This window comes from Lentibacillus sp. (assembly GCF_035301675.1).
Taxonomy (GTDB): domain Bacteria; phylum Bacillota; class Bacilli; order Bacillales; family Amphibacillaceae; genus Lentibacillus.
In genome coordinates this window covers 67,530-80,474 of sequence record NZ_DATGTT010000010.1, presented here as the reverse complement: position 1 = coordinate 80,474, position 12,945 = coordinate 67,530, and the positions used below count along the sequence as shown (strand labels likewise).

Annotated in this window: 12 protein-coding genes and 1 tRNA gene; 2 read left to right on the top strand and 11 right to left on the bottom strand. The window is 40.8% G+C overall.

All coding sequences use genetic code 11. The features are described from left to right. Window positions 1–64 precede the first annotated feature (64 nt). From VK097_RS01775 to VK097_RS01765, 3 genes are all read right to left on the bottom strand, one after another. Window positions 65–139 (bottom strand) — tRNA-Asn (locus VK097_RS01775). Between the two features lie 542 nt (window positions 140–681). Continuing rightward, entirely contained in the window at window positions 682–2,307 is a 1,626-nt protein-coding gene (locus VK097_RS01770; protein WP_324210079.1) for a Na/Pi cotransporter family protein, read from the bottom strand. A 204-nt stretch (window positions 2,308–2,511) separates the two neighbouring features. Further along, window positions 2,512–3,147 (bottom strand): NfeD family protein, encoded by a 636-nt coding sequence (locus tag VK097_RS01765; protein ID WP_324210078.1) that lies wholly within the window; start codon window positions 3,145–3,147, stop codon window positions 2,512–2,514. Window positions 3,148–3,223: 76 nt separating this feature from the next. Between VK097_RS01765 and VK097_RS01760 the strand changes: the two genes are divergently transcribed. Beyond that, complete coding sequence (locus VK097_RS01760) at window positions 3,224–3,550, top strand: hypothetical protein (protein ID WP_324210077.1); 327 nt, start codon at window positions 3,224–3,226, stop codon at window positions 3,548–3,550. Window positions 3,551–3,585: 35 nt separating this feature from the next. Here the strand turns inward: VK097_RS01760 and VK097_RS01755 are convergent, their stop codons facing one another. Next, complete coding sequence (locus VK097_RS01755; RefSeq protein ID WP_324210076.1) at window positions 3,586–3,993, bottom strand: hypothetical protein; 408 nt, start codon at window positions 3,991–3,993, stop codon at window positions 3,586–3,588. Between the two features lie 160 nt (window positions 3,994–4,153). On the opposite strand from VK097_RS01755, the gene VK097_RS01750 reads away from it, so the two are divergent. Further along, entirely contained in the window at window positions 4,154–4,438 is a 285-nt protein-coding gene (locus tag VK097_RS01750) for a DUF2624 domain-containing protein (protein ID WP_324210075.1), read from the top strand. A 158-nt stretch (window positions 4,439–4,596) separates the two neighbouring features. Here VK097_RS01750 and VK097_RS01745 read toward each other — a convergent pair whose 3' ends face one another. From VK097_RS01745 to dnaG, 7 genes are all read right to left on the bottom strand, one after another. Continuing rightward, complete coding sequence (locus tag VK097_RS01745) at window positions 4,597–5,490, bottom strand: deoxyribonuclease IV (RefSeq protein WP_324210074.1); 894 nt, start codon at window positions 5,488–5,490, stop codon at window positions 4,597–4,599. A gap of 19 nt (window positions 5,491–5,509) precedes the next feature. Then, window positions 5,510–6,820, bottom strand: coding sequence for a DEAD/DEAH box helicase (locus VK097_RS01740; RefSeq protein ID WP_324210073.1), 1,311 nt, complete (start codon window positions 6,818–6,820; stop codon window positions 5,510–5,512). 191 nt (window positions 6,821–7,011) lie between these two features. Next, window positions 7,012–8,127, bottom strand: coding sequence for a Nif3-like dinuclear metal center hexameric protein (locus VK097_RS01735; protein ID WP_324210072.1), 1,116 nt, complete (start codon window positions 8,125–8,127; stop codon window positions 7,012–7,014). Then, a complete protein-coding gene (locus VK097_RS01730) occupies window positions 8,108–8,821 on the bottom strand; it encodes a tRNA (adenine(22)-N(1))-methyltransferase (RefSeq protein ID WP_324210071.1) in 714 nt (237 codons plus the stop codon). The genes VK097_RS01735 and VK097_RS01730 overlap by 20 nt, the downstream gene beginning before the upstream one ends. A gap of 108 nt (window positions 8,822–8,929) precedes the next feature. After that, window positions 8,930–9,346: a c-type cytochrome gene (locus tag VK097_RS01725; protein ID WP_324210070.1), complete on the bottom strand. Its 417-nt coding sequence runs from the start codon at window positions 9,344–9,346 to the stop codon at window positions 8,930–8,932. A 248-nt stretch (window positions 9,347–9,594) separates the two neighbouring features. Then, entirely contained in the window at window positions 9,595–10,716 is a 1,122-nt protein-coding gene (rpoD, locus tag VK097_RS01720; RefSeq protein ID WP_324210069.1) for an RNA polymerase sigma factor RpoD, read from the bottom strand. 24 nt (window positions 10,717–10,740) lie between these two features. Next, window positions 10,741–12,555, bottom strand: coding sequence for a DNA primase (gene dnaG, locus VK097_RS01715; protein ID WP_324210068.1), 1,815 nt, complete (start codon window positions 12,553–12,555; stop codon window positions 10,741–10,743). Between the last annotated feature and the right edge of the window lie 390 nt (window positions 12,556–12,945).

Sequence of the window (12,945 nt, the reverse complement as noted above, 5' to 3'; positions counted from 1 at the left end):
GATCGAACCCACGACCTCACGGGTATGAACCGTACGCTCTCGCCAGCTGAGCTACGCCGCCACGTGGCTCCACAGGCAGGATTCGAACCTGCGACCGATCGGTTAACAGCCGATTGCTCTACCACTGAGCTACTGTGGAATAATCTGAAATGAATATCAAGGTGTTATAATCATATGTTTTATGCTCGTCGTGCTGCCAAGATTATTCGATGATGCTGCACTCCTCGCAGACCTGCACATAGCAGCTTATTCAATGGCGCCTGCGGTCAGCTACTGTGGAATAATCTGAAATGAATATCAAGGTGTTATAATCATATGTTTTATGCTCGTCGTGCTGCAAGTTTTTTCATTGCACGAAGCTTCTCTCAAAACTGCTTTATTAGCCGGCAACGAAATATAATTTACCACGTACGACAGAATCTGTCAATAACTTATCCGCATGAATTTACGGGTATCTGGCAACGAAAAATTCGAACGACAATGAATACTATAGCATGTTCATAAGTTGTTTTCAACAAAAATAGTCCATTAACTATATTATGACATATACCAAAAACAGAGGAAATTTTAAACAGCAATAAAAAGAGGCGCTTTGCACCTCTTTATCCCATTTATAATAGACAATACTTCGCTGCGAACACTAGGCTAACTGCCCAAAAACACCTGTCACGGTTCAGCTCGCTATTCGCCTAAAACATCATCAGCGATGTTCGAAGCATGGTCACCTATTCGCTCGAGATTACTGATAATATCTACAAAAACAATTCCAGCTGATCCGGAACAGAGACCTTCATTCATCCGAATAATATGCTTTTTACGGTAGTTGCGTTCCAGCCTGTCAATTTGATCCTCTTTTTGCACTACTGCCAATGCTTCTTCACGATCCATATTGTCAAGTGCATTAATTGCCTGCTTTACAGTAAGAATTGTCAAGTCAAACATATTATTCAAATCTTCCTGAGCCTGTTCAGTCATATTAACTTTATTGGAAATTTTATAATCAATCAATTCAATGATATTTTCAAAATGGTCGCCTATCCGTTCAATATCGCGGACAGAGTCCATTAGCACCGTATGCTTGGCACCCTCCAGCTCAGTCATCGATTCACCGGAAAGTTCGACTAAATAATCCGTGATTTTTCGATCAAGATTGTTCAGGGCACCTTCTACTTGCAAAGCCATTTCCGAGTGCTTCTGACTTTGCGTCGTTAAATACAAATTTGTTTCTTCAAGTCCTTTAGAAGCATATTCACCCATGCGAATGATTTCCGCTTTTGCCTGATCGAGTGCCAAGGTAGAGGATTGCTGAATAAAAATCGGATCCAAATGTTTTGGTTTATATTCAATTACCGCGTCATCACCAGGGATAATTTTCGTTACCATCCATGCAAGAGCCCCGATAAACGGAAACTGGATGATTAAGTTCGCAAGGTTAAAACTTCCGTGAGCAAATGCGATGGTCATTTCCGGGTTCAGATTTAAGGTTTCCTGCAAGTAAATAACATATTGAGTGAAAAATGCCAGCAATATTAACCCTATCGTCGTCCCCATCAAGTTAAACGTCACATGGACCAAAGCTGCACGTCTTGCCGCTATCGTTGTGCCAATCGATGCCAGCAATGCTGTAACGGTTGTCCCGATATTGTCACCGAACAATACTGGTAAAGCAGCCATCAAATCAATCGCACCTTCAGAAAATAATCCCTGTAATATACCGATTGTAGCACTTGAACTCTGAACTATGATTGTAAATAATGTGCCAATCACAACACCCAAAATAGGGTTTTCACTCATACTCAGCGTTAAATCCTGAAATGCCTGTACACCTTCAAGCGGTGCCATTGCCTCTCCCATAAACCTAAGTCCTAAAAATAGTGCACCAAAACCAAAAATTGCCTGCCCAACATTTTGAACTTTTTGGTTTTTAAAGAAAAAGAGCAGAAGGCAACCGAGGGCTATAATCGGAAGTGCATATGCTTCCAGATCAATACCTATGATAAATGCCGTGACGGTTGTGCCGACGTTGGCCCCCATAATGACACCAATCGCTTGTCTGACCGTCATGAATCCGGCGTTAACCAAACCAACCGTTAACACGGTTGTCCCGGAACTGCTTTGAATTAAAATCGTTACTACAATACCTGACAAAACCCCCAGAAATGGATTGCTGGTAGTCTTGTCCAATATGTCACTGAGTCTGTCGCCGGCGGATCTTTGCAACCCTTCTCCCATATACTTAATACCCAAAAGGAAAATACCAAGACCGCCGACAAATTCAAATATCAGTGTCTGCACATCGATATCCAAAAATATTCCACCCTTCGAACCATGCTGAAATTTGTCGCATACCTTTTCCATTATTAAAGCATGATTAATGTTTTGTAAAGGATATATAGAAAACTTAACATTAAATTTACAATCTTATCTTGCCCTTGTTTTATTAGATACCCTGACTCTGGAAGTTTCATTCCACAAAATACCCATGAATCATTACGATTCATGGGTATAACCTTACTCATCACTATATTTTTCCACCAATATTTTTGTTCCATCAACATGAACGACTTTAATGTCACTATCTTTGGGAATCCACTCTCCATTTGAGACTGCGCTGTAATTTTTATTATTTATTCGAATGGTTCCGACTGGACGCATATCGCTTAATGTAATTCCCGGTTTTTCGAGTAATTTCTCATATTCCTGATTCATGGAATTGTAGCCTTTTTCTTTTGTCAATTGATCCTTCAGTGTAATTTTGGACCACATTTCCCTTCGTTTAAATGCTTTTAAAAAGAGCAATGAAGAAAACCCGCCAATAAGAACTCCGATGATTGCATACATACCGGCAAACAGATTTGGCGCCGCCAAGGCAACTGCCAGCAGCATACAAGCAAGACCAATCGTCGCAAGTGTCCCGTCATTAATGATCTTGCCGTCAATCATTATAAGTAATATTCCAACAAGATAAATAATAAGCATAAAGATAAAGGAGCCTGTTTCAAGGTAAACTGCAAAATAGACCACAATGAACCCCATTCCAAGCAAACCAAATATTCCGCGCATGTTTACAAGCAGTTCACCAATCAGAAATAATGTTGCAAAACCTGTCAAAATAAAACCGGTCCAGTCCATTGAAAAAACAGCCATTATCATCTCCCCCCCATTTCCTCATCTATTATACGGTTGAGCGTGACTATAGTTTCATTTTAAGGGGCAAAAAAGTATGAATTCAATAAAAAGAATGCTTATATATGTTTTTATAATCCTGTTTATAGTCAGCATCCATAAGGATTTAACGGTTGGGACGCCATTGAACAACAAGCCGGAGATACATTATGACAACAATACGATCGTACAGGAATCGTTAACCGCCACAAAAGTAAAAGTGAATAAGGGTGATACTGTTTTAAGCATTGTGGAAGAATTGGATCATCAGAATGATAAGCAATTGGATATTTCGCAAATTCAGGCCGATTTCAAAGCGTTAAATCCCAATGTGGAAACACTGCACATCGAACCAGGGAAATACTATTATTTTCCTTCGTATTAAAGGAAAAAGGGCTGAAAATATTCAGCCCTTTTCCGTCATACATATGGAAGCACAAACAATGTGATGAGGATGGATATTGCACCTGCAATAATTGCTGTGTTTCCCAGTGTATCTGCACCCCGGTTCCTTGATACAAATCCCATTATGATCCCTGCACCACCAAGAATAATTGGCATGATGAAATATGAAATAATGGATAACGCCAGGGCAATCCATCCAAAAGCACTGTTTACTTCCGTGCCATCTTCATCTGAATCAACTGGCTCTTCAATGTCATCAGCAGTCATCTCAGAGGCGAATTCCTCATCCCGACGGCTTTGGGTGTCTTCCACACGTGGCTGGTCACCATCAAAGTTAGTGGCTACCATGTCATCAGTATCCGGCTGTTCTTCCAGCTTCGGTCCGTTTTCTGAACTGTTCAGACGACGATTATTTTCATCCATCAACAAGACCTCTCTTTCCTGAAACGAGGTGCATTTATAGTTTATGGATGGATGACAATTATACAGCTGGTATTTCATGGAATATCCTTTTCAAGTACAAGATATATTTTCCGGTTTCAAACATATAATAAATCAAAATTATCATTTAAGGAGCAGATTTATGTCAACATTCATGAAACAACTGATCACAAAAAAACTGAAGCAGCTTTCATCTGATGAACTGCTGGATTACGCAAAACAATATAATTTTTCCATTAGCAGAAAACAAGCAGAGGATATTACAGCCTATTTAAAACAACATCCAATTGATCCATTTGACCCCACATATCGTGCCAGAATGTTTAAAGAGCTTGCACGCATAACCGACAAACAGACTGCCAATAAAGCCCAAACTTTATTTCAGGGAATAATTAAGTCATATGGCTTGGAAGGGTTTTTTAAATAGGTGGTTTATGAGTCTTGAGTCCGTTGCGGACGGTTTGCCGCTTTGCAAGATGCGGCGGTGCAGACTATGCTTTCTTAAGTAAAAAATTGACTCAAAACAGCACAATCGATTACGTGAAAAGGAATGACGCCTGATCTGATAACGTCATTCCTTCTTTGCTACTGATTCATAATTTTTTCTTTTAAATCTTCTTCAAATTTACCGTTTTTAATCATGTCAATCTCAAATTTATACGGCGGCTTTTTATTTTTCTTATCCTCCCCTACGAAAGGTGTTTCTAAAATTTTCGGCAATCCCTCCAGCTGGGGATGTTTAATAACATAATGAAGTGCGTCGAAACCAATATAGCCAAAGCCGATGTTTTCATGACGGTCTTTGTGAGCGCCTTGTTCATTTTTACTGTCATTGACATGAACAACTTTCAAGCGGTCAATTCCAATAATTTTGTCGAACTCATTCAAAACCCCGTCAAAGTCATTCACAATATCATAACCGCCGTCATGGATATGACAGGTATCGAGACAGATTGACAATTTTTCATTATGAGCAACGCCATCGATAATTTGGGCCAGTTCGTCGAAGGTCCGCCCAATCTCAGATCCTTTCCCCGCCATTGTCTCCAGTGCAATTTGAACATCTTTATTTTTATCAAGCACCTCGTTCAAGCCTTTAATAATTTTATCAATTCCTTTATCGGCTCCGGCTCCAACGTGCGAGCCCGGATGCAGTACTATTTGTTTTGCACCAATGGCAGACGTCCGATCAATTTCGTTCCGCAGAAAATCAACACCCAATTCGAATGTTTCGGGTTTTGTAGTATTGCCGATATTAATAATGTACGGTGCATGAACCACGACATCAATGATGCCATTTTCATTCATATGTTCTCTTCCGGCTTCAATGTTTAACTCTTCTACAGGTTTACGTTTTGTGTTCTGTGGTGCTCCGGTATAAATCATGAATACGTTGGCCCCATATGAAACAGCTTGTTCACTGGACCATTTCAACATTTTCTTTCCGCTCATCGATACATGTGACCCTATTTTTAACATATCCTCACCCCAAAAATTATTATCGTTTCCTGTTCGACTTTCGTTTCATTTGTTTCTTGATCTCTTCTTGTTGTTTTTTCATTTTTTTCTTATATCCAGGTTTCACAGTTTTGGTTTTTTTAACTTTTTTCCATGCTTCGGAATCAATATTATCAATGGTTTTTTTGCGGCGATTCCGCTCATTCCATGATTTGGATTCTTTCCATTCACCATTTTTTACATCCCAAAATGTAAAAGTCATTCCTTTTTGCTGCAATTTTTCAATCAGCTTTATATCCCGATCTCGGTACAAACTGATAACTGTTCCTTCCATCCCGGCCCGTGCTGTTCGGCCTGAACGGTGGATATAAAAATCTTCCTCTTTCGGGAGATGGGCGTTAATGACATGGCTGACTCCTTTAATGTCGATTCCACGTGAAGCGAGATCAGTAGCGACAATATATTGATAACGGAGGTTTTGAATATCCTTCATCATCCTTTTTCGCTCCCTTGGAGACAAACCGCCATGAATAATGCCAACGTCAAGACCTTTTTGCTGCAGTGAAGCAGCTAATGTGTCGACAGCCTCTTTCCCGTTTGCAAAAATGATGGCTAAATAAGGCTGTATTGCTTTGGATATATCCAGGATAATATCGGATGCTTCCCGGTGTTTGTATGGAATTAGTCGATGTTCCAATGTCTCGGGTGATAATTTATCATTAATTTTTACATGCAGCGGATTCTCAAGGTACTTTCGGTAAAATTGCTCCAGCTGCTGCGGAATTGTTGCAGAAAAAGCAAGAATTTGTATGCCCTCTTTTGATCGGACAAGCAACTGGTCGACATCATGGATAAAACCTAAATCAAGCATAAGATCGGCTTCATCGATAACAAAAGCGGATGCAGAGAAAATGGAAATAGCCTCTTCCTTTATCAAATCCAGAATCCTCCCGGGAGTTCCAACAATGATATGCGGCGGCCTTTTTAATTTTTCCATCGACTTTTGTTTATCGGTACCGCCGACAAGCAATTTAGCATTCCATCTTCCGCGCATGCCGGCGTAATCAATAATTTTTCTGACCTCTTCGTAAATTTGCATGGCCAGTTCCCGTGTCGGGGCTGTCATCACAAATTGGATTTCTTGTTTTTCTGTGTTAATCCCGTTCAATAATGGTAAAAGGTAGGCATGCGTTTTGCCGGAGCCTGTCACTGATTGCCCGATAACACTTGTCCCTTCTAATACAGCTGGGATAACCTGCTGCTGAATGGCTGTTGGTTCATAAAAATTTAATTGTTCTATAACATCCGCCATAACGGGGCGAAACGAAAACGTGTTAAATTGATTATCCATGTCGCGGACTCCTTTAATTGATACAAAATTGAGTGCTGCTGTTTATCCCGCCTCTATGGTAAGTAAACCGCCGAGGAACAACGGTTAACTTCCCATAAATGCCCGATTCTGTTCTACTAACATTCAGTGGGGGAAAGCACCCCACTGAATGAAGTTTCACTTTATTATAAACGTAATTGGAATTTTATGCATCAAATAAATCGAAACGGTTCGGTATTCGTCTTGGATATACTGATTTCCAATTCGTCACTTGTAAAATAATCCTCAAGATATGATTTTGTGTAATCTTTCATCACTTTTTCGACATGGTGGCCGGGGTCAATGACTGACAATCCCATAATTTGCGCATCCTGAGCCGTGTGGAACGTCATGTCACCGGTTATATAGACGTCTGCCCCCATTTGTTTAGCTTTATTAATATATTTTTCACCGCTGCCACCTAACACAGCGACTTTACTGACTTCTTTATCCAAATCACCGGTTAACCGGACACCCGGCACGTTAAGTGCTGTTTTTACTCGTTCACATAGAGCTTCAAGCGTAAGTTTTTGATCCAATGTGCCAATGCGCCCGATACCATAGGCAGTACCGCTGTTTTCAACAGGATAGATATCATAGGCGGCCTCTTCATACGGGTGTGCCGCAATCATGGTTTCCAGTACAGATGACAGTTTTGAAGCCGGCAATATTGTTTCAATTTTGACCTCATCAACAAACGTCATTTCCCCTTTACTGCCGATATATGGATCTGTCCCTTCCAGCGGCTTAAATGTACCCTGGCCTGGTGATTGAAATGTGCAATGACTATAGTCACCAATATGACCTGCACCTTTTTCACTCATCGCATCCCGGACTTGTTCTGCGTGTGTCTCCGGCACAAATACCGCGAGCTTAACCAGTTTTTCAATATGGTTTTGTTCAAGTACTTTCGTATCCTGGACAGCCAGCAGATCGCACAACATATCGCTTACGCCGCTGTTTGCTGCATCCAGATTTGTATGGGCGGCGTAGACGGAAATCTCATGCTGCAGCAGTTTTTGGATGATGCGCCCTTTTGCTGTATCCACATTCACTTGCTTCATAGGCTTAAACAATAATGGGTGGTGTGCAATAATCAAATCCACTTTATTTTCGATTGCTTCGTCAACTGTTGCTTCCAGTACATCAAGCGTCACCATAACCTTTTTGACGGGCTTATGAAAAGAGCCGATCTGTAGGCCTACATTATCCCAGTCATAAGCCAGATGTTTGGGTGCCCACGATTCCATTGCCTTAAAAATATCCAAGTTACGCATAACCGTTGTCATCACTTAAGACCTCCTCAATCCATGTTAACTCATTTGTAAACGCAGTTATCTTTTTATCATCCGGTACACTGGCCTTTTTCATCTGTTCGAGTGTCCGTGCCCGTTTATCATGTTCATGTTTCCATTTTTGATAAAAAAGCTCCGGTTTTTGTTTCAGTAAATATGGACCAAACAACAATTGCTTTTCTGTCAGTTCCTGTATGCCACCTTGATTAGAACCTATTACTATTTCATAAATATACCCGTTTTCCTCAACCATTGTTTCATCCGCAATTGTAAAACCATGCCTGATGAGCCATTGACGCACACTTTGTTCATCGATATTTGGCTGGGCAATAATCTGCTCAACACTGCCAAGTCGATCTGATCCCTCATCCAGAATGGTTTTAATCAGAGAGCCGCCCATTCCAGCTATAATAACGGATGCAACTTCACAATCCTGCAGAACTTGCAAACCGTCCCCAAGTCGCACATCCACTTGATTTGATAAGCCGAAATGGCTGACAGTTTTCTGAGCTCGTTGGAATGGGCCTTTACGTACTTCTCCCGCTATCGCTTGTGCGTTTCTGTCATGGAGGCACACATAACAGGGAAGATATGCATGGTCTGAGCCGATATCCGCAAATGTTGTGCCTTCTGCTATAAAAGATGCTATTTTTTCCAGACGGTTTGAAAGTCTTAGATTATTATTCATCCTGATCCCCTTATCTACTTCATACCTTTTTATAAAGTACAAAAGAGCAAGCCTGCTGTCCATCCAGTAAGCTTACTCTTTTGCGCTAACATTGTTCATAATCTCATATTACTTTTGCTCAGAAAGCCATTGTGCTACAGCGTCGGCATCTTTGCCCTGAACCAGTCCCGCAGGCATTTTTGGCGGAAATCCATCTTTAATGATTTGCTTTATTTCATCCTTGGAATACTTACTTCCGACGGTGTCCAGAGCAGGTCCGGCGCCACCCGATAAGTCTTGTCCATGGCAGCTGGCACAGTTATTCTGGAAGACCTCTTCACCATTAGCGGCTGTTTCTCCGCCACCAGAAGATTCGCCGCCGCTGTCACCACCGGACTGGCCTTCCTGCTGTTCACTCTGTTCTCCGCCACTTTCTTCTTCCTGTATAGCTTCCTGCTGGTTTAAACCAACAACTGATACGACGATAACTAATAGTATCCCTATACCGGCAATTAAAGCGTAAGGTAAGACTGCGTTTTTACCCATCGTACTTCCTCCTTATGTATCATTCTTACTGGGATTAATAACATACTTAAATTTATTTTACTTTAAAACCTTTTAAGATGAAAGGAAAAAGATGTGACAATTTAAGAAAAGATAAACATAAAACCTGTTATATTAAGGATTGAATGGATAAGTCATTGGTAATGTCCCATTTATGATTGACTATACTATTCCAAATATATGTATAGCAGCCATTGCACACGAAAAGTGTGTTCAATGACTGATATATGCTACTCCAAAAAATCCTTCAAACGTTTGCTGCGGCTTGGGTGCCTTAATTTCCGCAATGCTTTCGCTTCAATCTGTCGTATTCTTTCTCTGGTTACACCAAATACCTTGCCGACTTCTTCCAGTGTTCTTGTCCTGCCGTCATCAAGTCCAAAACGCAGGCGCAATACATTTTCCTCACGGTCGGTGAGTGTATCCAGTACGTCTTCCAATTGTTCTTTTAACAATTCGTATGACGCATGGTCAGACGGTGATACAGCTTCCTGATCTTCAATGAAATCACCCAGGTGTGAATCGTCTTCTTCACCGATTGGCGTTTCAAGTGAAACAGGTTCCTGTGCTATTTTTAATATTTCGCGGACCTTATCAGGCGGGAGCTCCATTTCTTTGCCGATCTCTTCAGGTGTCGGTTCCCTGCCAAGATCCTGCAATAATTGCCGTTGGACACGAATCAGCTTGTTGATCGTTTCAACCATATGGACAGGTATTCTGATTGTACGTGCCTGGTCCGCTATTGCCCGTGTAATAGCCTGGCGAATCCACCATGTCGCATACGTACTGAACTTAAACCCTTTCCGATAGTCGAACTTCTCAACAGCTTTAATTAAACCCATGTTTCCTTCCTGGATTAAATCAAGAAACAGCATACCACGTCCGACATATCGTTTGGCGATACTGACAACCAGACGCAAGTTAGCCTCTGAAAGGCGTTTTTTTGCTTCCTCATCGCCATTCTCGATTCGGGTGGCCAGATCAATTTCTTCAGCCGCGGATAATAAATCCACTCTCCCTATTTCCTTTAAATACATGCGAACAGGATCATTTATCTTGATTCCAAGCGGGACACTGAGGTCGTTCAGGTCGAACTCTTCCTCTTTGGCGATCTCCTGCATTTTAGGGTCTTCTTCGGAGTCTCCGATCACTTCTACACCTTGCTCTGTCAGGTACTCATAAAATTCGTCCATCTGCTCCGACTCAATCGTAAAACCCGACAGGCGGTCGGCAACTTCTTCATAAGCCAGTACGCCGCGCTTCTTACCCATCTCGAGCAACTGATCTTTCGCTTGTTCCAGTGTAAGTTCACTGTTATTTTCTTTTGTTTGTGAAGGCTTATTTTCGGCCATGAGTCCCCCTCCTTCCAACTACAGTCAATTTATACTTTTCCATTGCTTTTGGAGTTCAATGATTTGCATAGCGATTCCGGCTGCTTTTATTGGATCATTTTGTTGTTCAGCCAGCTTTTGTTCCTCTTTCAAAGATTGAATATCTCCCTTATTGCTGTTCTCAGCACGGATATTTCGGATATAATCATTAATTTCATCATTTGATATATTTTCATGCAGTGACATCATTGCGATATCTGTAACCATTTGCTTCAGTCTGTCATCCGTCAGCATTTCAACAAACATACTGACATCAGGTTGTTGATGTTCTTCATAAAAAGCATATAAGTGCGTAGCAATAACTTTATGCTCCTCAATATTAAAGGAAGCACCTATTTCCTCCTGCACTTTATCAGTAATAGACGCATCTTGCAACATATATGCAAGAAGCTGCCGTTCTGCATTGTGAAATGCAGGGAGTAATTTTTTTGCGTGATCATGTTCAGACACCTTATTAGTATATCTGTTCTTATTTATCTTATCCTTACCAAGCCCCATCTTTTCACGGTTAGACAGAATTTCCTGTTTTAATGAATCCATTGATACGTTATAGGAGTCGCTGACCTCTTTTAAATAATATTCCCGTTCGACGGAGCTCTCAATCGTCGCAAGGTACTCCAATAATTTTTCGATATATTGTATGCGATCCCCTTCAAGACTAAGATTATAGTCTTTTTTCAAATACTTCATATAAAAGCTTGTAAAAGTCAGACTCGATTTGATAACCTGATTTTGAAATGCTTCAGCACCAAATTCGCTTATGAAATCATCCGGATCCATACCATCCTGCATATTGGCTATTTTGACGTGACAGCCTATCTTTTGCAGCAGCCCGGCGGCCTTATAGGCAGCTTCATTGCCTGCTTTGTCGGCGTCATAGCAAATAATAACCGCATCGACATACCTTCTTAGAAGTCTTGCCTGTGACTCTGTCAACGATGTTCCAAGCGTAGCCACACCATTTTTAACCCCGGCTTCGTAGGCAGATATGACATCCATATAACCTTCAAATAAAACAGCTTCACTTTGTTTACGGATGTGCTTTTTTGCCAGATCAAAATTGTAAAGAATTTTACCTTTTTGGAACAAATCACTTTCAGGGCTGTTTAAGTATTTCGGTTCCTGCTCGGAAATTGTCCGGCCCCCGAAGGCAATTGTTTTCCCAAGGTGATTGCGGATCGGAAACATGACTCTGCCCCTGAACCTGTCTGTTATCGAGTTATCTTCGTTTAATGACAAGAGACCCGCTTTGACAAGAATTTGTTGATGAAATCCTTTTTTCTGCAAAAATTCTGCTGTAAAGTCTTTTACATTCGGGGCAAAACCGAGCTGGAATGTATCAATTGTTTTATCTGTTATACCTCGGTCCTTAAAATACTGATAGCCTGTTTTTCCGTCTTTTGTATAGCGCAGAAGGTGGTGATAAAGCTTGGTAATCCACTCGGAAGCGGAAAGTATGCTCTGGTTTTCCTGTGACATGGACGATTTTTGCCGGTGAGAAACATCCGGCAAATCCACGCCGCTTTTATCTGCAAGAAACCTTAACGCTTCATAAAACGTATACTGCTCCATTTCCATAACAAATGTTAATACGTTCCCGCCTTTTCCACATCCGAAGCAGTGAAAAATCTGTTTTTCCTGAGTTACGGAAAATGATGGTGTCTTTTCACCATGGAACGGGCAGAGGCCAAAATAATTCCGCCCTTGTTTTTTTAGTTGTATATATTCGCCAATGACATCAACTATGTCATTGGTTTTTCGCACTTCCTCAATGACATCTTCTGATACCTGGTCAGGCATATTTACCACCCATGCCTCCATAATTCGATATTCACAAAGAAAATCCTTCATTATTCGACAAATTTTTTTACTTAAAGCGTAAAAAAACCTTCCATCATCACAAAAATCTTCGCTGCAAGTCCAAAATCATGTTGTTTTCTGGACTGCCCGACCAAACTGGAAGGACTATCAAGTCACTGTATTATTGTACCTCTTGAAGCACTTGTGTAAACGTATTTTGCTCACAGGGATTTACTACATATATTCTACACAATGATTCATTATTCCTTCTTAAATCGCAATATTTTATTTTTCTGTATATCCCTCGTTCACAAATGAGTCAAATTTATACTTGTTGTATATTTTTACACAAATAATAATTATAATACAAAATCATAAAAAAAGCTATAG

Bases quoted from the DNA above. Each gene is read 5' to 3' on its own strand.
- VK097_RS01765 (WP_324210078.1), bottom strand. From the start codon at position 3,147: ATGGCTGTTTTTTCAATGGACTGGACCGGTTTTATTTTGACAGGTTTT.
- VK097_RS01750 (WP_324210075.1), top strand. From the start codon at position 4,154: ATGTCAACATTCATGAAACAACTGATCACAAAAAAACTGAAGCAGCTT.
- VK097_RS01755 (WP_324210076.1), bottom strand. From the start codon at position 3,993: ATGGATGAAAATAATCGTCGTCTGAACAGTTCAGAAAACGGACCGAAG.
- VK097_RS01730 (WP_324210071.1), bottom strand. From the start codon at position 8,821: ATGAATAATAATCTAAGACTTTCAAACCGTCTGGAAAAAATAGCATCT.
- dnaG (WP_324210068.1), bottom strand. From the start codon at position 12,555: ATGCCTGACCAGGTATCAGAAGATGTCATTGAGGAAGTGCGAAAAACC.
- VK097_RS01725 (WP_324210070.1), bottom strand. From the start codon at position 9,346: ATGGGTAAAAACGCAGTCTTACCTTACGCTTTAATTGCCGGTATAGGG.
- VK097_RS01735 (WP_324210072.1), bottom strand. From the start codon at position 8,127: ATGACAACGGTTATGCGTAACTTGGATATTTTTAAGGCAATGGAATCG.
- VK097_RS01745 (WP_324210074.1), bottom strand. From the start codon at position 5,490: ATGTTAAAAATAGGGTCACATGTATCGATGAGCGGAAAGAAAATGTTG.
- VK097_RS01760 (WP_324210077.1), top strand. From the start codon at position 3,224: ATGAATTCAATAAAAAGAATGCTTATATATGTTTTTATAATCCTGTTT.
- rpoD (WP_324210069.1), bottom strand. From the start codon at position 10,716: ATGGCCGAAAATAAGCCTTCACAAACAAAAGAAAATAACAGTGAACTT.
- VK097_RS01740 (WP_324210073.1), bottom strand. From the start codon at position 6,820: ATGGATAATCAATTTAACACGTTTTCGTTTCGCCCCGTTATGGCGGAT.